This window comes from Paenibacillus algorifonticola (assembly GCF_000971975.1).
Classification (GTDB): Bacteria; Bacillota; Bacilli; order Paenibacillales; family Paenibacillaceae; genus Pristimantibacillus; species Pristimantibacillus algorifonticola.
The window spans coordinates 232,690-254,047 of record NZ_LAQO01000006.1; the positions used below are offsets into that span (position 1 = coordinate 232,690).

General features: G+C 52.1%; 15 protein-coding genes. All 15 read left to right on the plus strand.

The features are described from left to right. Positions 1 to 116 precede the first annotated feature (116 nt). The 15 genes from WH37_RS14665 to spoIID all read left to right on the plus strand — a co-directional run bounded on the left by WH37_RS14665 (position 117) and on the right by spoIID (position 21,277). Positions 117 to 1,982 carry an NADH-quinone oxidoreductase subunit 5 family protein gene (locus WH37_RS14665; RefSeq protein ID WP_046231333.1) on the plus strand — a complete coding sequence of 622 codons (1,866 nt, stop codon included), beginning with the start codon at positions 117 to 119 and terminating at the stop codon, positions 1,980 to 1,982. Between the two features lies 1 nt (position 1,983). Continuing rightward, the gene (locus WH37_RS14670; protein WP_046231334.1) at positions 1,984 to 3,621 is read left to right on the plus strand and encodes a complex I subunit 4 family protein; all 1,638 of its coding nucleotides are present in this window, start codon (positions 1,984 to 1,986) and stop codon (positions 3,619 to 3,621) included. A gap of 4 nt (positions 3,622 to 3,625) precedes the next feature. Beyond that, the gene (locus tag WH37_RS14675; RefSeq protein ID WP_046231335.1) at positions 3,626 to 5,140 is read left to right on the plus strand and encodes an NADH-quinone oxidoreductase subunit N; all 1,515 of its coding nucleotides are present in this window, start codon (positions 3,626 to 3,628) and stop codon (positions 5,138 to 5,140) included. Between the two features lie 211 nt (positions 5,141 to 5,351). Further along, on the plus strand, positions 5,352 to 7,892 hold the full coding sequence (locus tag WH37_RS14680) for a S8 family serine peptidase (RefSeq protein ID WP_052736984.1): 2,541 nt from the start codon (positions 5,352 to 5,354) through the stop codon (positions 7,890 to 7,892). 68 nt (positions 7,893 to 7,960) lie between these two features. Further along, the gene (locus WH37_RS14685) at positions 7,961 to 8,227 is read left to right on the plus strand and encodes a DUF1146 domain-containing protein (RefSeq protein WP_046231336.1); all 267 of its coding nucleotides are present in this window, start codon (positions 7,961 to 7,963) and stop codon (positions 8,225 to 8,227) included. A 311-nt stretch (positions 8,228 to 8,538) separates the two neighbouring features. After that, on the plus strand, positions 8,539 to 9,975 hold the full coding sequence (murA, locus tag WH37_RS14690) for a UDP-N-acetylglucosamine 1-carboxyvinyltransferase (RefSeq protein ID WP_046231337.1): 1,437 nt from the start codon (positions 8,539 to 8,541) through the stop codon (positions 9,973 to 9,975). A 377-nt stretch (positions 9,976 to 10,352) separates the two neighbouring features. After that, positions 10,353 to 11,330, plus strand: coding sequence for a LacI family DNA-binding transcriptional regulator (locus WH37_RS14695; RefSeq protein ID WP_046231338.1), 978 nt, complete (start codon positions 10,353 to 10,355; stop codon positions 11,328 to 11,330). 177 nt (positions 11,331 to 11,507) lie between these two features. Continuing rightward, positions 11,508 to 12,851, plus strand: a complete 1,344-nt coding sequence (locus tag WH37_RS14700) for an ABC transporter substrate-binding protein (RefSeq protein ID WP_046231339.1) — start codon at positions 11,508 to 11,510, stop codon at positions 12,849 to 12,851. A 103-nt stretch (positions 12,852 to 12,954) separates the two neighbouring features. Further along, entirely contained in the window at positions 12,955 to 13,839 is an 885-nt protein-coding gene (locus tag WH37_RS14705; protein ID WP_046231340.1) for a carbohydrate ABC transporter permease, read from the plus strand. Next, positions 13,839 to 14,666 (plus strand): carbohydrate ABC transporter permease, encoded by an 828-nt coding sequence (locus WH37_RS14710; protein WP_046231341.1) that lies wholly within the window; start codon positions 13,839 to 13,841, stop codon positions 14,664 to 14,666. The genes WH37_RS14705 and WH37_RS14710 overlap by 1 nt, the downstream gene beginning before the upstream one ends. 25 nt (positions 14,667 to 14,691) lie before the next feature. After that, positions 14,692 to 16,170 (plus strand): glycoside hydrolase family 32 protein, encoded by a 1,479-nt coding sequence (locus tag WH37_RS14715; RefSeq protein WP_074905012.1) that lies wholly within the window; start codon positions 14,692 to 14,694, stop codon positions 16,168 to 16,170. A gap of 264 nt (positions 16,171 to 16,434) precedes the next feature. Beyond that, a complete protein-coding gene (locus WH37_RS33610; protein ID WP_052736985.1) occupies positions 16,435 to 18,129 on the plus strand; it encodes an efflux RND transporter periplasmic adaptor subunit in 1,695 nt (564 codons plus the stop codon). Beyond that, on the plus strand, positions 18,126 to 18,884 hold the full coding sequence (locus WH37_RS14725) for an ABC transporter ATP-binding protein (RefSeq protein WP_046231342.1): 759 nt from the start codon (positions 18,126 to 18,128) through the stop codon (positions 18,882 to 18,884). The genes WH37_RS33610 and WH37_RS14725 overlap by 4 nt, the downstream gene beginning before the upstream one ends. Next, positions 18,826 to 19,998 (plus strand): ABC transporter permease, encoded by a 1,173-nt coding sequence (locus WH37_RS14730; protein WP_046231343.1) that lies wholly within the window; start codon positions 18,826 to 18,828, stop codon positions 19,996 to 19,998. The genes WH37_RS14725 and WH37_RS14730 overlap by 59 nt, the downstream gene beginning before the upstream one ends. Positions 19,999 to 20,095: 97 nt before the next feature. After that, positions 20,096 to 21,277: a stage II sporulation protein D gene (spoIID, locus tag WH37_RS14735; RefSeq protein ID WP_046231344.1), complete on the plus strand. Its 1,182-nt coding sequence runs from the start codon at positions 20,096 to 20,098 to the stop codon at positions 21,275 to 21,277. The last annotated feature ends 81 nt before the right edge of the window (positions 21,278 to 21,358 follow it).

A 21,358-nucleotide genomic window follows, 5' to 3' on the forward strand; every position in this document is an offset into this window, starting at 1 on the left:
GCTTTTGTTGACAAAATCTCCACGGTTTTGGGAGTTTTGTCAACAAATTAGCGGTACTTTATTTCGTCGCAGTCTCTAATCGTGAATAATAGTTGAACAGGAGGTGATCGTAGCAGATGCAAATGTATGCCGAGGCTGCTTTTCTTATTCCGCTGCTGCCGCTTGCCGCTTATTTGATCCTGATGGCGCTTGGCCGGGGATCTCATACCGCTGGCGTCTGGGTTGGAACGGGAGGCGCTGCTGCTTCGCTGCTGCTGTCGCTTCTGGTATGGATAGAGCGATTCCGCAAGGGCGCGGTCGACTACAATGATAGCTTTAACTGGATTTCGATAGATCGTATTACGCTGCGAATAGGGTTTGAGGTTACCAATATGAGCGCGCTGCTGCTGGTGGGCGTCAGTTTGCTGAGCGTTCTGGTCCATATTTATGCCGCTGGTTATATGAAAAGGGATGAACGCTTGACGGTGTTCTACAGCTATATGTCCTTATTCACCTTCTCGCTGCTGGCACTCTCTCTTGCAGATAACGTACTGGCGTTTTATTTGTTCTGGGAGCTGGCTTCCGTCAGCCTATTTCTGTTGTTTGGTTTCTGGTACGCGAAGAGTACAGCGCGTGCAGCTGCCAAGAGAGCTTTTATAATGCTGCGTTTAGCGAGTGCCGGATTACTGCTTGCAACGCTGCTGCTGTTCTGGTTCATGCCGGAGCATGCGCTTGATTTTGCCGCTATACATAACGTATTTGAAGGGCAATCCGGTGCGATTGCGAAAAATATAACGACACTGATCGCCAGTCTACTGCTGCTTGGAGCGGTGGGAATGGCTGCGCAGTTTCCGCTTTACGCTTGGCTAAGCAACGCGGAGCAGGCTCCTGCGCCCGCGAGCGCGCTGCTGCAAGGAGCAGGCATGATGACAGGAGCGCTGCTTCTGTCCAAAACGACAGAAATCTTCCAATCGGCTCCAGCCGTAACGGAAGCAGCGCTATATATTGGCGTTGTGACGGCGGTCTACGCCGCTGTAAGGGCGCTAATGGAGCGGGATATAAAGAAAGTGTTGATTTATTCGACGATTAGCCAGCTAGGAGTCGTTCAGCTTTCGCTTGCTCTAGGGGCCGCCACAAGCAGTATGCTTTATGTGCTGGTCCATGCGATATGCAAAACACTGCTTGTACTAGCAGCGGGCCATCTACTACGGACAGTTGGAACAGCGGATATAGGGGCTATGGGTGGTTTGCGCAAGCATATGCCGCTTGCGGCGTGGACATTTTTAATTGGCGGCTTGGCTTTATGCGGGCTTCCTCCGCTCACAGGCTTTTGGCTGCAGCAGTCTATTTGGGCGGAAGCCTCAGAGCAGCATATATTATGGCTAGCCGCGATCATGCTTGTACTGTTCTTGACCGCAGCCTACATGTCCCGCATGTATTTTCTTATATTTGAAGGGAAGCCTCGTTCAGCTGCAGCAGGAATACCTGAGCAAGGGCAAAAGCCTTCGCGCCTTATGAGCTATTCGGTTGTTATACTTGCCGCGATTGTTGTCCTTTCAGGCTTCTTTCAATTGGTCTGGGGCAGCTTGCCTGAACATTGGCTCGATGGAGATGCGGCTGGCAGGCAGGGCAGCATGTCCTTAGGATTGATGCTGGCTGCTGTCGCGATTCTTCTAGGTGGAATTTGGCTGGGATGGCTGAAAAATAAACGTGATGCGAGCGCGCTGCTGTCTAACGGAAATAAGCTGAAGGATGCTTCTGCTGGATGGGTGGCAGACAAAGCGAGTGCGATCAAACGGTCGTTTGCCGTCGCTGGAGCGGCATTAGCGGCGATTGAGCAGGCCATGGGCGCGCTGCCCAAGCTGGCGGCTCAACTATTGTATGCGCTGGGAAGGCTAGCGGTTAGCTTTAGCCTTCGCAGTACGATTCGCGGGATGGGACTAGCGATCATACTTGGCTTGGTCATCACGATCATCATCATGGCTGCAAAGGGAGAGTGGTAAAATGGCATTTTTGACAGAGCTGCCGCTTTTGTCTTTGATGTGGCTGACCCCTGCTGCCGGGATGCTGCTTGTACTGCTCACGCCAGCGCGGCAAGGACGAGTGATGCAGTCGCTTGCTGTGCTTGCAGCGCTGCTTCCGCTGCTTTTCGCCGCTTTTTTATATGCGACGTTTAATCAGCAGCAGGGGGGCGGCGCTTATGCGGAGCACCATCATTGGATTGAAATCCCGCTCCCTTTTGCTTTATCTGCGGGACAAGCATATAGCGAAGCGAAATTGTCCTTCTCCTATGCGGTTGCGGTAGATGGGCTCTCGCTGCCTTTGCTGCTTGCTGCCGCGCTAGTGACAGGGCTCGCTGTTGTGACAGCCGTTCAGCTTAGGAAGCGGCGCAAGGCGTTTTATTTTTGGCTGCTAGGGTTGGAAGCTTCACTGATAGGGCTTTTTATGGCAAGGGATGTTTTGCTGTTTATTGTATTTATACAGGCCGCGCTGGTCGCTCTTTATTTTCTGCTTGGCATTTGGGGCAATCCGGACGGAGAGCGTACGGCAAATCGGTTATTGGCTGGGGCCGGTCTAGGTTCTTTGCTGCTGCTTGCCGTATTTCTCATTTTGACCTGTACGGCGGGGCTTCGCATAGAAAAGGCTGGCGAGCAGCTCCAGACGGTATACAGCGGGGGATATGGCGGAATCGCCCGTGGCCTGCTTGCAGAAGACACCTCAATGAGCCAAGAGGTTCTGGATATGAGAGAGGCTGCCGTCGCGCCATTGTCTGAGGGCGTCAGGATGGTACTGTTTATTTTGCAGCTTATCGGCTTCGGGCTATTTATGCCACTTCTGCCATTTCATACTTGGTTAATGAGAGCGCAGGCCGGTGCACCGACATCGGTAGCGATGATTGTTTCGGGCCTGCTTCCGGCTGCCGGGGCTTATGGACTGCTGCGCTACGGGGTGTTTTTGTTCCCAGAGCAAGCGGAGAAACTGGCCCCGGCTATGGCCGTTATCGGCATTGTTCAGCTTCTGTACGGGGCTTTGCTGGCGCTGCGCCAGACGGATATGAGGCAGCTGCTTGCTTATGCCTCGCTCAGCCAAATGGGGTTCATTTGGCTTGGCATCGCTGCCTTTAATGAAATTGGGCTGCAAGGGACGATCTTTCAGCTCATGGCAAGCAGCTTATGCTTTGCCCTGTTATGGCTCGTTGTCGGCAGCTTGCAGGAGAGGGCTAAAACAACGGCAATATCCGAGCTTGGCGGCTTGGCCCGTTCGCTTCCGTTTATTTGCGGCATATTCATGGCCGCAGGGCTGTCGCTTATCGGCATTCCGGGCCTAGCTGGCTTTCCGGGGATATTGCTGTCGCTGCTCGGCTTGTTCGATACACTGCCATGGCTTGCTGCTGCCGCAATGCCAGGAATCGTGCTCACTGCGGCTTATATGCTGAGATGCCTGCTGAGAGTGATCTTCGGGCCGATTGATGAGCGGCATACAGCTTTCAAGGATGCCCGCTTCATTGAGGCGGCGCCCATGATTATATTGCTTGCTTTTATCGTCCTTCTGGGCTGCTTCCCGTCATTTTTGACCGATACGGTGCAGCAAAGCATTACGGGGCTTTATAGTCAATTGCTGGCAGGCAGGATGGGGGGATAAGCTCATGACAAATAGTGAAGCGCTGGGATCGCAGCTTTGGTGGAGCACGGTACAGCTTATTCCTGAGCTGCTCCTTCTTTTGCTGCTGATTACACTTGCTGCGGGTGTCCGGTTTCGTTTGTGGAACCAGGCGGGAGCGGCGTCAGGCTGGTTGACACTGACTTGGCTGGTCGTCGTATTTGCGGCAGCTTTATGGCGCATGTTAGCCAATGGTACAGAAGCAGCGATAGAGTTCGCGGAGGGCAGAGGGCCTGGCGGAGTTGCTGGAATCACGTACCTCGCTTTAAATGCGGAAAGCTTAATGTTTTTGCTAATTATTGTGGGGGCATTCGTAGTGGTTCTGCTCAGCCTAGAAGAGGAACGGGAGCGGCGTATTAACCATTATTTATATATTCCCACTGCCTTGCTTGGCATACGTCTGCTGCTAGCGCCTTCCAATCTGATTACGCTGTATGTTGGACTAGAGCTGTTTAGTTTGGCAGCATTGAGCCTGATTTTTGCCACGTTGAACAAGCGGTACAAGCATCTGTCCCGGCCCGAGCGACCGGCATTACGTTTCTCGGTACGTTCCGGAGTGGGTACTGCCCTGCTGCTGTTCGGCATGTCTTATATTTATGGTTTGACAGGCGAACTGGATTTAGCTGCTATTCGTGCGGGCATCTCCGATATAAAGCCGTATGCTTCGCTTGGCTACATGGCCATTTTGCTGATGGCATGCGGCTTGGGCGTTAAAGTGGCAGCCCTCCCATTTGGCATTTGGGTTTCCAACGAGGAAGAGACAAACACAAGCTTCTCTTATACGGCGGGCGCTATGTTTCTGACGGTAGCAGGCCAAGGTGCAACCGCCGCTGTATTATTTCACCTGCTTCGTGAAACGGCGATTGTCCAACTATTAGGTTTAAACAGCGCCTATGTTGGCTTGCAGGCGATTGCGGCCAGTCAAATGGCTTGGGGCACGGTCGCCCTGCTGAGACAAAAGCAGGCTGCTCACATATTGGGCTGGGCGAGCGTCATAAACAGCGGCTATTTGCTTGTTCCGGTCGCACTTAGTCTTGCACCCGTTCATAGCAGCTCGTTCGCACCGCTTGGCTATCATTTCGCCGTGTATATGCTGGCGATGTTTGGGGCTACGGCTATTTTGGCAGCCGTTCGGGAAGCGACGGGGCATGGAAAGCTCAGCGGTCTGGCCGGTTTGTATCATCGGTCGCCTTGGCTCGCGGCAGCTATGGTTGTTTTCGTCCTGTCGTTTGCAGGCCTGCCCGTTACAGGGGGCTTTTTTGCCAAAGTGTATATATGGCTGGGCAGCGCCGCTGCAGAGGCCTATTGGCTGCTGGGCGTCATGGCTGCGTGCACTCTGGCAGCCACCTATGCTTATTTTGGCTTCATTCGGCAAATGTTCATGAGAACGGGCAGCGATGAACGTTCGCTGCAGCTTCCGTTTGCTGCCTCGGCGGGCATTGTGATTTGCGCCGTCGCTCTTGTTGTGCTGGGCTTGTTCCCAGGCTTGCTGATGAAGTAGCCGGGGCCCCTGATTGGAAGGGACACAACCGGGTAAGAAGGCAGTATGGATGCAGGCAAGCTGGGTCTTTGGTCGTTATCTTTGGCTGGAACAAGGACAAGCTTGCTCGGAGCGCGAAAGGTAATGGGATATGAGTAGATACAACGGCATGAGATAGGTGCGAGATGCGAAGGTGCGAGAAAAATACGAATGCAAAGGCAGAATAAATAACATGAAGGTTAATCATGGTAGGTTCCGCAGTTTGCGCCGCCAGCTTGCTGCGCTGCTGGCGGTTATGTTGCTCTGCGGCGTTGTATCCGCCGCAGAGCCCTGGGCGGGGAGGCGCATTGACGCCGCCCCAAGTGCAAAAGAGGAGCCGCCGCAAAGCTGGCTCCTCAAATGGAGCGACCCCGCGCAAGCAGCTGAGCTGCGCGGGACGCTCGTGATCCGCCGCCAGGCTGAGGCGGCGGTCGACGTCGTACGTCCGGCCGAAGCGTCGGCGGACGTCGAAGCGTGGCTGCGCCGGCTGCGGAGCACGCCGGGCGTGGAATACGTGTACCCGAATGGCCGGGTACACGCCTTAGAGCTGTCCGCCGCACAGCAGGCGGACGACAGCTCCGCAGCCGAAGCAGCCTCCGGCGAGGCTTCGACCCTCAAAGCCGCCGCTGCGTCTAAAGCGGCGGCCAGCGACCCCGAGCTTGCGAAGCAAAGCTATCTCAAGCAGATCGGCGCGCTAGCCGCTTGGAAAACCGTGCGCGAGCAAACCGCGCTGACGATCGCGATTGTCGATACGGGTATCGATCTCGACCATCCCGATCTCAAAAAAAATCTCGTCCCCGGCATCAACTTGATCGACACGGACATGCCGCCTGAGGACAATAACGGCCACGGAACAAGCGTGGCCGGGGTAATTGCCGCATCGGGCAGCAATGGCATTGGCGTGTCCGGCATTTTGTGGAAAGCGAAGCTGATGCCGATCAAGGCGCTTGATCATAATGGCGATGGCACGGAGCAGGATTTGGGCGAAGCGATTTTGTACGCTGTGCGCAAGCAGGCCAAAATCGTCGTGCTCTCCGTTGGACTATATCGTTATTCTCCTTATATGCAGGATATTGTAAACTATGCTGAGAGCAAAGGGGTACTGCTGGTCGCGGCAGCGGGCAATGATGGTCAGTCGCTCGGAAGCTTGGCTGCAGTAAAATATCCCGCCGCCTATTCGACGGTGCTTGCAGTTGGCGGCGTGAAGGCGGACAATTCGCCAGATTTGCGTTCGAATCCAGGTACGGAGCTGGATTTGTCGGCTGCCTGGAACGTGTATACGACGGCGGTAGGCGGAAGCTATAAGAAGGAAGAGGGCACGTCGATGGCCGCCCCTCAGGTGGCAGCAGCGGCGGCACTCATCTGGGCCCGTTATCCGAAGCTCAAAACGTATCAAGTCAGGGAGCTGCTGCGCCAAACTACGCGCAACATTGGTGAGTCTGGCTTCGACAATCGCACAGGCTATGGGCTGCTGCAAATTGATAAAGCGCTGAGCACACCAGTTATTGCAGATGGCTTTGAGCCGAATGATACGAGGGGCACAGCTGCTTTTCTCCCCTTGAACAAGCAACTATCTGCTGTATTGAATACGGGCAAGGATATCGATTGGTATACCGTGGAGGCGCCATATGATGGCAAGCTCACGATTAAGTATCAATCGCTTACTGAAACAGGAGCTGCGATTCCGCCCGTTCGGTTGCTGCATTATGTGAACGGTATCCAGAAAAATACTTATACGACGAAGCTTGCCAGCGGCAATGCCGAGTTCACGGTAAAAAAAGGGACGCAAAAAATAGGCGTCCAGTTCATGAACAGCGATAACGGCACCCGTCAGCCCTATTTGCTGAACTCCTCTTTTATCATGAAGCCGGATGCTTATGAATCGAATGACCAGACGTATGAAGCATTTGCTTTGTCACCGCGCAGCCAGACTGTAGTTGGCAACTTTCATCAGAAGGCGGATCGCGACTGGTATGCGATTACGTTCAAGCAAAGCGGCACGCTGCGCCTCACCTTGGAAGGGAATACGGCGCGAATTGACCCGGGCCTTGCGATCCAGCGTGCCGGACAGTCGCTTCGTGCCTATGACGAGGAGTCTGAAGGTCAAGCTGAAATATCGCCAATATTGACAGTCACACCCGGGAAATATTATATTCGTGTGCATAATGCTATTTCGTCTGAGGCCAGCCCGGTTACCGGGCAATACACGCTTAAAATCAATTATGTACCGAAATACGATGATCCCAACGAGCCAAACAATCAATATTACGAAGGATTGAGCATACGCAGCGGTACAGAGTATGTGGGTGTCATTAACAGCAGCACCGATGTCGATTGGTTCCAACTGCGCCTCACCAAAGCGAGCCAAATTGATTTGCAGGTGTTTAATGTACCATCAGGAAAGGTAATGCAAGTCATAGCATACGATAAAAAGCAGCAGCAGCTGTTTACGCAGAAAACAGGAAGCACAGGCAAGCTAGAAGTGAAAAACAAGCGGTTTCCTTCAGGCGTTTATTATTTTAAACTGACAGCCAATGAGCCCTTCGACAAGCAATATTACCGCTTTAAGGTCACGGTCAAAAATGCCTTTGCTGGTGCTTCTGCGGTTGCAGAGCAACAGCTCCCGGCCAGCGAAGCGGGAGGCGATGAAGCACGCCGCATGTTTAGAGCCGAGGATCCCGCCTTGGAAAACAGCGGGGAGCCATTTGCTTTAGAGCGGCTGCTCGTGCAGTAGCTTAGAGAATAAGCAAATAAGCGGCAGATCAGAACTCAAGTGAACAAAAGGAGGCAACTGGAGCACAGATGGGTTTGACTCAGGATATGTTGAACAGCATGCAGACAACCACAGGAATAACGGGATTGTTCTCCATTGTTGTAACGCTCGTTAGCATTATACTTATATGGTTTATTATGCAGGAGCTGAAATGGGAAGCGTTTTTTTCGTTTCCCCGCAGCCCGAAAGCCCGCATGTTTCAGGCGGTTATTGCCATCATACTCGGGCATGCGTTTGCCAGCTTCATTCTGGATTACTGGTCTTGGACGACAATGATGAAGAGTTTTGTCGAATAACCAGAGCGGAATATGTTAACAATGGGTAGTAATGACGGACTGAAATTTCTACCTGCTCGCGAAAGCTATACAAGTGTGGGAATTTCCGTTCCAGTATCAGGCAGGGCAACACCTAAAAGCATCGTTCAGCATAGGATGTTAGGGTCAGGATCGGGCTGCTTTAAATGCTACTATTGCATGGAAATTTAAAGCTTGTCGATTAGTGTAGATAAGTGTTAATATGGAGTTTGGATTAAGACGGGAATTTTTCACTTTTAAACAATAATTTTAAAGCGAGAGACAGAAATTCAGTTCGCGGAGGGAACCATAAGATGACCAAAATTATCGTCCGCGGAGGCAAGCGTTTATCGGGAACGGTACGTGTCAGCGGTGCAAAAAATGCAGTACTCCCCATTCTAGCAGCCTCTTTACTTGCGACGGAAGGAGACAGCGTCATCTGTGACGTTCCCCTCCTCGACGATGTCATGACTATACAGAAGGTATTGGCATCATTAGGCGCAACGATATCGTATCAGGATACAACAATGAGAATTTCGGCAGGAACGATTGCTTCTTACGAGGCGCCATATGAGCTGATTCGCAAAATGCGTGCTTCCTTCCTTGTTATGGGACCGCTGCTTGCACGAATCGGCAAGGTGCGTATTTCGCTTCCAGGCGGCTGCGCGATTGGAACACGTCCGATTGATCAGCATTTGAAAGGCTTCGAAGCGATGGGAGCGGAAATTACACTCGGACATGGCTTCATTGAAGCAAGCACAAGCACGCGTCTCAAGGGCGCAAAAATATATCTCGACGTAGCAAGCGTAGGCGCTACCGAGAACATTATGATGGCTGCAGCACTCGCAGAAGGCACAACGCTGCTTGAAAATGCCGCGAAGGAGCCGGAAATCGTAGACCTCGCCAATTATTTGAATGCGATGGGCGCGAAGGTTCGCGGCGCAGGCACAGGCCTTATTCGCATCGAAGGCGTAGAGAGCTTGCACGGTGTAACGCATCATGTTATTCCTGACCGTGTAGAAGCGGGCACTTATATGATCGCTGCCGCGATTACGGGCGGCGACGTATTTGTGGAAGGCGCAATTGGCGACCACTTGACACCGGTCATTTCCAAGCTGCAAGAGATGGGCGTGGAAGTGCTGGAGTCGGATAACGGCATTCGGGTTAAAGCGGATCATCCGCTGAAATCGGTAGACGTGAAGACGCTGCCGCACCCAGGCTTCCCGACGGATATGCAATCGCAAATGATGGCGCTGCTGCTCGTATCCGAGGGTACGTCGGTCGTGACCGAAACGGTATTTGAAAATCGCTTCATGCATGTGGAAGAATTCCAGAAGATGAATGCGCATATTAAGATCGAAGGCCGTTCCGCTATCGTTAGCGGTAATATGCCGCTAACTGGCGCGAAAGTATGCGCGACGGACCTGCGTGCAGGCGCAGCCTTGATCTGTGCAGCCTTGCGTGCTGATGGCGAGACGGAAGTAACGGGTATCCACCATGTGGATCGCGGTTATGTGGATATTACAGGCAAGCTGGCTTCGCTTGGAGCGCTTATTCACCGCGTTGAAGCGGAGGAGGAAGAGCAGCAAGCTGCTGAAGTAGAAAATGTACTTCAAGCTAAAGCTGTCGCTGCTGTAGAACAAGTGAAGGAAGCTGCCGCTGTTATTGCAGCAGCTGAGCTGGATTCGGCTTCAAGCTTCAAGCGAGAGAAGGAAGCAACGGTCTTGAAGGTTCAACCTACTTGGGCTTAACCATTTAATAAGCATAAGAGCAGAGCTGTTTGCAGACGCGCCAGATGGGGCGGTGTGAACGGCTCTTTTTTTGAAAATATAAGAATGTATAAGTTTCACCCTTATACATTCTTATATTTCACCCTCGAAACGGTAGCTTTGCCGCCAGAGGACGGCGACAGCCGTTTACGCTTGAAATATAGAGAAAGGATATCCTAAAGCAATCCTTTCTCTATATTTCTCGGAATGAAACGCGCCGCGCCGCCAAAGGACGGCGAGAGCCGTTTCACCTTGGATTTAAGCATGTATAAGCTGCTCTCTTGTCATAGTCTTCGTGTGGTATGATGAAAGAGCGGTTTGTAAGCGTATAACTTTCTAGGAAATGAGAAGGAGATTTTATGGCAACTATTCATGATGTCGCGAAGATGGCGAAAGTATCGGTTACGACGGTATCCCGCGTATTAAACAACAGGGGGTACATTAGCGAGACGACCCGCAATAAGGTGTTTCAGACGATGAAGGAGCTGAATTATCAGCCGAATGAGCTGGCACGTTCCTTGCTGCGCAAGCAATCCAATGTCATCGGGCTCATTATTCCGAATGTGGCGCATCCTTTTTTCGCCGAGCTGGCCAGCCATGTCGAACGTTACGCCTATGAGAACGGCTATAAAATTATGCTCTGTAATTCGCATCTTGATCCTGTGAAGGAGAAGGAATACATCGACATGCTCAAGCGCAACCGAGTAGACGGCATTATTATGGGCAGCCATACGCTTGAGGTTAAGGAATACAAGGAGCTGCATTCCCCGATCGTGACAATAGATCGGCAGATCAGCGAGGAAATCCCGTTTATTTCATCGGACAATTACGAGGGAGGCAGGCTGGCCGCTCAGCTGCTGGTGGACAAAGGATGCAGAAAAATTGCACATATTTGCGGGAATTTAGAGCTTCAGCTGCTCGCGAACCAGCGAACGGCTGCTTTCCGTGATGTGATGGCGGAAAATGAGATCGAGCCGATTATCATCCAGACGGATATGAACGTATTTGACGAGCAGCAGTATGAGCAGATTATGAGCCGACTGTTTGCTGAGCATCCTGAAATCGATGGCTTGTTTGCGACAAGCGATATTATTGCTTCCTTTGCGGTGAAGGAATGCCGCAAGGCGGACAAGCATATTCCAGAGCAAATAAAAATAGTTGGCTATGATGATGTGAGCGCGGCCAATTGGATAACGCCATCTTTGACGACGATTCGCCAGCCGATTGCCGAAATCGGGCGGGTCGCGGTTGACTCGATCATCCGGCAAATGAACAATGAGCCGCTGGAGCATCGGTATGTTCTGGAAGTCGAACTGGTGGAGCGCCTGACGACTTAGGAGAGGCCGAAATCCCTTATACAGCAAGGGATTTTTATTTTTTATGTTTAATGTCAATCGTTTGACATGTCAAACGATTGACATATTTTTTTGGACATACTATAATACGTTATGAAAGCGGTTTATAAATCGGTACCAGCATAGAATATTTATCATTTAGAATCGGGGGACGAACAAATGAAATCTTGGAAAAGCTTGCAAGCTCTACTCGTATCTTTGGTGATGGTTATGGTCGTAACGGCGTGCGGAGGAAATGCCGGCTCGAAGCCAGCAGATTCATCCACAGCTGAAGGCAGTGCGAATAGTGGGAGCGCTTCAGGAGATGTGAAAATTACACTGCTGAATTCCAAAGGGGAAATTCAAACGCAGCTTGAAGATGCGGCGAAAGCTTTTAAAGAGGATTATCCGAACATTACGCTGGAGATCATTCCGGTTCCGGCAGGACAGTCGCCATTTGAGAAAGCATCCGCCCTGTACGCGGCGAACAGCCCATCGACGATTACGATGCTGGACACAGGCGATGTCGAGAAGTTCAAGGATCGCATTCTCGATCTGAGCGAAGAAAAATGGATGTCCGACAAGGTTGACGGCAGCACGGATCTGACGACATTTGATGGGAAGAACTATGCGTTCCCGCTCTCTATTGAAGGTTACGGCTTTATTTACAACAAAGCAGTTGTTGACAAGGCAGTTGGCGGCAGCTTCGATCCGGCTACTATTACGACGACCCAGGCACTGGGTGATTTGTTTAAAAAGATCGAAGCTTCCGGCACTGGCGCGCTGATCGTCTCGCCAATGGATTGGTCGCTTGCCGCCCACTTCCTACCGCTCGCTTATGCTGGACAATCAGCCGATAAAGCGGCGGTGAACCAGTTTATTACCGATCTTCAAGCAGGCAGTGTAGACCTTGCGTCCAATAAAGTGTTTAACGGACTGATGGATACCTTCGACCTTATGAAGGAGCACAACATTGATAAAGCTTCGCCACTGGCAGGCACTTATGAGAAGGGCCCTGAGGTGCTGGGCAAAGGCGAGGTCGGCATTTGGTTCCAGGGCAACTGGGCTTGGCCGCAAATTAGCAGCTTTGATACAGCAAGCGGCGCATACGGCTTCCTGCCAGTGCCGATCAGCAACAACACGGATGATTTTGGCAACACGCAAATTTCCGCTGCTGTCTCGAAACGTCTCGTTCTAGACAAGGAGAAAAGCACGACGGAGCAGCAAGCAGCAGCGAAGACGTTCCTGGAGTGGATGGTCTACAAAGAGAAAGGCCAAGACTTCCTGATCAATAAAGCGAACATCGTGCCTGCTTTCAAAAACATTACGCTGGAGCCGAAAGATCCGCTCGCCAAGTCGATTCAAGCTTATATCGCTGGCGGCAAAATCGAGGAATCGATGAGTGCGCTCCCTGCGGATCACTGGAGCAAGGTAGGCGCTTCGATGCAAAAATATTTAGCAGGAGCAGCTGACCGTGCCACGCTTGCCAAGGAAATTCAAGAGTATTGGACTACTGTAAAGTAGTGTGAAGTAGACGACAAACAACAGCTTCGAAGAGGAGGCAATGGATAAGCCCGTGTGACTTGTCCGTTGCTTCGCTTCAATGAAACGTTAGCGAGGGATAACGATGATATCGGAAAAAGGACTTTGGAGCCGCATTCGGTTACGGCTATTGTTCACCGGGCCTACCTTGTTTGCTTTTGCCACCGTCATGATTGTACCGTTCTTGTACGGCATTTATTTAACCTTCACGAACTGGGACGGCATCTCCACAACGAGTACGATGGTCGGTTTTGAAAACTATGCGTATGTGTGGAAAGACGCGGTATTCTGGAAGTCATTTTATTTAACGCTTAAATATGTGTTTATTAGTGTGGCGCTCGTCAATGTGGCAGCCTTTTTGCTGGCGTATTTTTTATCGAGCGGCATGAAGGGCCAGAGCTTTTTCCGGGCCGGATTTTTTATTCCGAATTTGGTCGGCGGCATTGTGCTTGGTTTCGTCTGGCAGTTTATTTTCTCGAACGTTCTCGTATCCATTGGACAAAAAGCGGGCATTTCCATATTCGGCACCTCCTGGCTCGCTGATCCGGATAAAGCGTTTTTTGCGCTTATTATTGTAACGGTGTGGCAATATGCTGGGTATATGATGGTCATTTACGTTGCGGGCCTCATGAATGTGCCGAAGGATATTATGGAGGCGGCCAGCATTGACGGGGCAACGGCATTCCGCAAGCTGCGGACGATGATTTTGCCGCTGATGGTGCCTTCCTTTATCGTATGTGTATTTTTATCGCTGCAACGCACGTTTATGGTTTACGATTTGAACCTGACGCTGACGAAGGGCGGACCGTTCAAAAGCACGGAAATGGTATCGATGCATGTATATGAGAAAGCCTTCCTTTCAAGGGATTATGGGGTAGGGCAGGCGGAAGCGCTTGTACTGTTCCTGCTTGTAGCGGGCATTACGTTATTGCAAGTGTATTTCAGCAAGAAGCTGGAGGTGGAGGCCTAATGAAGCGTTTGAAAGCCTCTATGGAATGGAGCAAGTTTATTGTTTTGCTGGTTGGCCTCGTGGCCTTCGTCTTTCCATTTATTTTGTTAATCGTCAATTCCTTTAAAGAAAATAAAGCGATCACCGCTTCGCCGCTTTCTTTGCCTGACAGCTTCAATCTGGCTAACTATGAGTCAGCGTTTACGAAAATGAATTATGTATCCGCGTTTTCGAACACGGTTATCATTACGGTGCTGAGCGTTTTGCTCATCTCGGTGCTTGCGGCCATGACAGCCCATTTCTTTGTGCGAAATCAAAGCAAATTTAATCAATATACGTTTTTCCTAATGGTGGCAGCGATGATTATCCCATTCCAGGCGATTATGATTCCGCTCGTGAAGGTTTATGGCAATTTGCATTTGCTGGATAACAAATGGTCGCTGATTTATATGTATCTCGGCTTCGGAAGCCCGCTTGCAGTATTCATTTATCACGGCTTTGTGAAAAGCATTCCGGCGGAGCTGGAGGAGGCTGCCATGATTGATGGCTGCACGCGGACACAGACGTTTTTCCGTATTGTTTTTCCAGTACTCGCGCCAACGTCGGTGACGATCGCGATTTTGAATGTGCTGTGGATCTGGAATGACTTCCTGCTTCCATCGCTCGTGCTGACTTCGTCGGAGCAGCGCACACTGCCGCTCTCGACCTTTTACTTCTATGGAACTTATACCGTCGATTACGGGCCGCTAATGGCCGGTCTGCTGCTTACTATTTTGCCGGTACTCGTCGTCTATTTGTTCGCACAGAAATTTATTATTCAAGGCGTCATGCAAGGCTCCATTAAATAAACGCGTAAGAATAGGATGATTGGTCATGTTGTATACGCTTGAGAATGCCGAGCAGTTTGTGGCGGAAAGAAAGCATCTGCTGCGCCCGCAGTACCGTCTTGGCTATCATTTGATGGCGGAATTCGGCTGGATGAACGACCCGAACGGTTTTATTTATCATAATGGGCATTATCATTTGTTTTATCAATATTATCCGTATCAGCCGGTATGGGGACCGATGCATTGGGGCCATGCGATCAGCCGTGATTTGGTCAAATGGGAGTATGTTCCTGTTGCGCTCGCGCCAGACCAGCCTTATGACAGCGGCGGCTGCTTCTCTGGAAGCGCGATTGTCCACGAAGGCAAGCTTCATCTTATGTATACGGGACATGTAGTGACGGGGCCGAATACGGATAAGGACTATTATCAGACGCAAAATATTGCGGTATCAGACGATGGCGTGAAATTTGCTAAGCTTGCGGGCAATCCGGTGCTCGGGCTGGAGCAGATTCCGACCGGAACGAGCCGTAAAGATTTTCGTGATCCGAAGGTATTTGAACGGGGTGGCTGCTATTATACGGTCATTGGCTCGAATGATGGTGCAGGGCATGGCTTGATTTTGCTCTACCGTTCACAGAATCTCGTTAATTGGACCTTTGTCGGCGAGATGGCGCGCAGCGACGGACAGCTGGGCGATAATTGGGAATGCCCGGATTTGTTCGAGCTTGATGGCTATGATGTGCTGATAATGTCGCCGCAGCGAATGCCAGCTCAAGGTGACAACTATCGTAATTTGCATTCTACCACTTATATGGTAGGGAAATTAAATACGGAGACAGGCTCGTTCTCGTATGACGGCTATGAGCCCATTGATTTCGGCTTTGATTTTTATGCGCCGCAAACGGCGCTGGACCCGCAGGGCCGGCGCATCGTCATCGGCTGGATGGAAACGTGGGAGCAGGAAATTCCGACCCAGCTCGGACATTATTGGGCGGGCGCGATGACGCTGCCGCGTGAAGCTGTGCTGCGCAGCAGCGACGGAAAGCTGCTGTTTCAGCCGCTGGAAGAGCTGAAGGCGTACCGCCGCGATAGCTTTGAGCTGAGTGGGCTGGAGCTTGCAGGCGAGCAGCTGCTCGCTGCGCAGGGAGATTGCTATGAGCTTGAAGTGGTGCTTCGTACTGGCAGCGCTCGTGAGTTCGGCTTGAAGCTGAGGACGAATGGGGCGGGAGAAGAGACGGTGCTTGCTTATGATGCGGAGGAAGGGCTGTTCCGCTTCAATCGGGACCGCTCCGGTATTGGGCAGGGCGGCGAGAGAAGGACGGCAGTTGGACTTTCAGAAGGCGAGCTTTCGCTGCGTATTTTTGTCGATCAATCGTCGGTTGAGGTGTTTCTCCAAGGCGGGGAAAAAGTGATGACCGGACGTATTTACCCAGGCGAAGCCTCGACGGGCATTGCAGCTTTCGCCTCTGGCGGAACTAGTACACTCGTTTCATTTAAAAAATGGGATATCGAGCGCCAGCTTTAATGCTGCTTTCATATAAGCGAGGGAAACATTGCGGCTAGATTAGGGCAGTGCCGGAAACGCGGAGCGTGGCTTGTGCAAGCTAGGCTTAAGAACAGGACAGAGGTTATGTCCTGTTCTTTTTTTATTTTCAGCGGTAGAAACGTTGGAGGTTCATGCAGCTCTTTATTTGCTAAACGGGCACCCTGTAAGGCCTGTTCATTCTCCGTTCATTTTTTCATGCTATATTCGTCACGAATATGTCAGTCGGAGGGTGGAATACAGTCGATGAAAAAGTGGAAGCTATGGCTTGGTATTATCCTTGTGGTAGGCGCGGCCGGTGGAGGCGGTGCCTATTATTATTTGAAGATGGGGCAGCCGGCGACGGTGCAGGCGGCAACCTCGCAAACGGTGAAAGCGACGCGGGGCAATATTGAGCTGAAAATAAGCGCGACAGGCAGTGTAGAAGCCAACTCCCGCGAAACCGTAACGTCCGGCGTATCCGGTACGATTGCAAAGCTGAACTTCAAAGTCGGCGATAAGGTGAAGGCAGGCCAGGTGCTGGCGACGTTTGAATCCGAGAAGGACTACGATAGCCAGATTGAGCAGACGGAGCTTTCGATTAAGAAGCAGCAGGTGCAGATGGAGCAATATCAGACGAAATATAAGGAAGCTGCGGGCACGGAGGATGAACTCACGACCCAGCAAAGCATCAAAACGGACATGGAAATGCTGGCGCTGGAAATCAAGCAAAACCAAGACAGCCTGAGCACCATGAGGGAAGATCAGCTGAAGGTGACGGAGGTTGTGGCAACAATTGATGGCGAGGTGACGGAAAGCGAGGTTTCCGTTGGCGACGAGGTTGTAGCAAATACGGTTATTGCGTCTATCGTTAATTATGATTTGCTTGATTTTGTCGTACAGGTCGATGAGCTGGACATTCCATCGGTTAAAGCAGGGCAAGTGGTTCAGGTTTATTTGAGCGCGCTGACGGACAAGACGATCGAAGGCAAAGTAGCCAGCTTGGCTCGTGAGGGAACGGCATCGAATGGCGTATCTGCCTATGAGGTGACAATTTCACTCGACACCATTGAGGGTGTGATAACAGGCATGTCGGGGGAAGCGGATATTATTTTGGAGTCCAAAAATGATGTCGTCGTTGTACCGGTAGACGCGGTTATTGAACGTGGCGGCAAATCCTTCGTTCGCGTGCCAACAAGCACGCAAGGTACGACAGGCTCTCAAGGTACGAGCGGGGCAGCGGGGGCGCAAGGAGCTGCTGGAGCGTCAGGTGCTCAAGGCATGGACGGGGCAGCGGGGGCACAAGGAAATGCTGGAGCGTCAGGTGCACAAGGTACGGACGGAGCTGCTGGCGGCCAAGGCGCAGGTGGAGCAGCGCAAGGAGCAGCCGGAGCACAAGGTGCAGTTGGCACACAGGGAGCAAGCAGCACGCAAGGCGCAAGCGGCACACAAGGACAGGGCGGGACAGGTACGCAAGGGGGCCGTAGCGCGCAAGCTGAAACGGGTGGCCAAGGAGCTGGCGGCACAGCACAGGGTGCGGCTGGAACTCAAGGTGCCAGCGGTACACAGGGAACACGCGGTACCCAAGGTACGAGTGGAGCAGCGCAAGGAACGACAAGCGCTCAAGGTATGAATGGAACTGCGCAAGGTGCAGCTGGCGCTCAAGGAACAAGCGGCATGCAGCGCACTGGCGGCGCTCAGATGGAAGGACAGTTAGTTGAAGTGGAAGCGGGAATCAGTGATGAAACGTATGTGGAAATTATTTCAGGACTGAATGAAGGCGATTCAGTGCTGATCCCAACACCGCAAGGCACGGTGGGCATGACGACAACGACGACGCAGCAAAATCAAGCAACTATGGGCGGCATGATGCCAGGCGGCTTTGGCGGCGGAACAGGTGGCGGATTCGGCGGAGGTGGCGGCGGCTTCACTGGCGGCGGAGCAGGCGGTGGTCGCCCATGACCAACGAGAGCAGCGGCATTTTAATCGACATTAACAATCTTGTGAAAAATTACGTGATGGGCCGGGAAACGGTGACGATTCTTAAGGGCGTATCCTTTCAGGTGGAAAAAGGCGATTTTGTCGCTATTGTCGGGCCTTCCGGCTCGGGAAAATCAACGATGATGAATGTCATCGGCTGTCTGGATACGCCGACCGACGGCAGCTACAAGCTGGACGGCATTGAAGTAAGAGGAATGAGCGAGAATAAGCTGGCGGATATTCGCAACAAGAAGATCGGATTTATTTTTCAAGGCTTTCACTTGCTGCCACGGCTTACCGCGCTTGAAAATTGCGAGCTGCCGCTCATTTATCGAGGATTGCCTGCCAAGCAGCGCCGGGCTATGGCGATGAAGGCGCTGGAGCAGGTTGGCCTTGGGGAGCGGGTGCATCACCGTCCAAGCGAGCTGTCGGGCGGACAGCAGCAGCGGGTTGCCATTGCCCGGGCGCTGGCGACGAACCCGCCGATTTTGCTGGCGGATGAGCCGACCGGAGCACTCGATATGAAGACGGGGCAGGAAGTGCTGCAGCTCATGGAAGACTTGAATCGGCAGGGCCACACGATTGTGCTGATTACCCATGATATGGAGGTCGCTCATCGGGCGAGCCGTACGGTCATTATGCGAGACGGCGTGCTGACCGAGGAAAGGAGGGACAGGGATGAAGCTGACGCAGGGGTTCAGGATGGCGATCAAGAGCGTCTTGTCAAGCAAGCTTAGAACGGCCCTCTCGATGCTAGGCATACTGATCGGCGTAGCGACGGTTATAGCGCTGGTCGGTATGGGGCAAGGCTCAACGAAGCAGGTGGAGGAGCAGGTAGCCAGCCTTGGCACCAACTCCTTGTCGGTCACCATAACGGGCCGTGGAACGGCCACCTCCCTTTCGCTCGATGATGCGATGGCTCTGGCTGATATTCCGAATGTGGAGGGCGTATCTCCAACGGTCAGCGGCAGTGCAACAGTGAAGTATGGGAAAAATAGTACGAGTGTGACGGTGGAGGGCATTACGCCGGATTACGAGCAGGTAAGTGATTTTAGCGTGCAGTCCGGCAGATACATCGCCTCGATGGATGTGAAAAACACCCAGAAGGTCGCATTAATCGGAGTCGATACGGCAACGGAGCTGTTTGAAGAAGAGGACCCGGTTGGCAAAACGATTCAGGTGAACGGCAGCCGCTTTACGATCGTCGGACTTTTGGAGGCGAAAGGCAGCTCGCTCACCGGCTCCAACGATGAAAAAATTGCGATTCCAATTACGACGGGGCAAAAGCTCTTTGATAGTGTCGGTGTGCGTACGGTCGCCCTAAAGGTGACTGATCTTGACCTGATGGATATAACAGTCGCGGCGCTCGAGGCAAAGCTGCTGGAAAAATTCAGGGGCGATGACAGCAGCTACCGGGTGTTCAACCAGCAGGATGCGGTAGAGACGCTTAATTCGGTCAATGAGACGATGAATACGATGCTGCTTTATGTGGCGGCTATTACGCTGCTCGTCGGCGGCATTGGGGTCATGAATATTATGCTGGTGTCCGTTACGGAGCGGACACGGGAAATCGGCATTCGCAAGTCGCTGGGCGCAAAGCGCAGAGATATTTTGTTCCAGTTTCTTGTGGAGGCCGTTGTCATTAGCGGCATGGGCGGCGCACTTGGCATTGGATTCGGTTATTTGGGCTCCTATGTCATTGGGGTGGTGAATGGGACGGATACTTCGGTTCCGTTTAATACGGTCATTTTGTCGTTTGCCTTCTCTGCTTTTGTCGGAATTGTGTTCGGCATTTTCCCAGCGAACAAAGCTTCGAGGCTGAAGCCAGTCGACGCGCTGCGTCACGATTAGCTCTCCTTTTGTTCTACCCTATCAAATCCGCTCATAGAATGGACTATCCAGTTAAGCAGGATGACATTGCTATAAAAAGGTAGCGGAAGGAGCAGGGATGAGACGAAGAAGAATCGAACACAGAGTGTCAGATGCGCTGCAATGCTTGAAGGGCAGCCGCTGGGTGCCTATTTTTTCCATAGGTCTATTGCTTGGCATTACGGTAGCTTTAATGAAAGTTTCCATTGGAGGTATACCGGCCCGCATGCCTGCGACTCTAGCGAATGCGCAGCCGGGAGGGGCAGTGTCGGCGGCCTTTGAGCTGCCCAGCACGGGCAGCGGCAGCGGGGCGAATAAAGTCGAAGCGGGCAGCGCCGTTATCGCGCAGCAAATGGGCGGGCTGTTGCCTAATACGACAGCCGCGCTTAGCGGGCTCATCGTACGCACCTATATGATGAAGGAACAGCGTACGGAAAGCTTGCCGCTGGAGGAGTATGTGCGCGGCGTTATCGCAGCGGAAATGCCAGCCGATTTTGAGCTAGAGGCGCTTAAGGCGCAGGCGATAGCCGCACGCACCTATATCGTACGCCGCCTCGCTTCCGGTGATGACAGCGGCGTGGAGAATAAAGAGGCAGATGTAACGGACACGATTGCCCATCAAGCGTATTTGCCTCTTGCACAGCTGAAGCAGCATTGGCAAGGTGCCAAGCAGACAGCTAATATGAAAAAGCTGAATGAAGCGGTCAAGCAGACGGAGGGGTTAATCGTCACGTATAATGGCGAGCCGATCCAGGCAGCGTTTTTTTCCACAAGCAGCGGGTATACGGAAAATTCCGAAGACTATTGGACCAATCAGATTCCTTATTTGCGCAGCGTTGCGAGTCAATGGGACATCGAGCTGTCACCGCGTTATAAAGAAAGCGTGGAGCTAACGCTGGCGCAATTTTATGAGAAGCTTGGCCTTCAGGGGGAGAGCAGGGTTCAGCCTTCCATTCGGGTATTAGCTGCAACGGAAGGAAAAAGCATCAGCAAAATCGAAATCGCCGGAACGGTGTTCACAGGCCGCGAGGTACGCGAACGATTGGGACTAGCCTCGGCCGCTTTTACATGGAGCATGAACGATAAGGCTATTACCATTACAACCTATGGTTATGGACACGGCGTCGGTATGAGCCAATGGGGAGCGAACGGCATGGCAAAGCTAGGCTATTCGGCGAAAGATATATTAACCTACTATTATACGGATGTGAAGATAGAGCAGGCTTCCAAGTTCTCGGCAGTACTGCTTGGGCGCTCCTAGCTCAAGGAAACACAGGCTTTTTCGAAATCTTAAAGTCTCTATATTTTTATCCATCATTCCATATACCCTCACGTATAAACC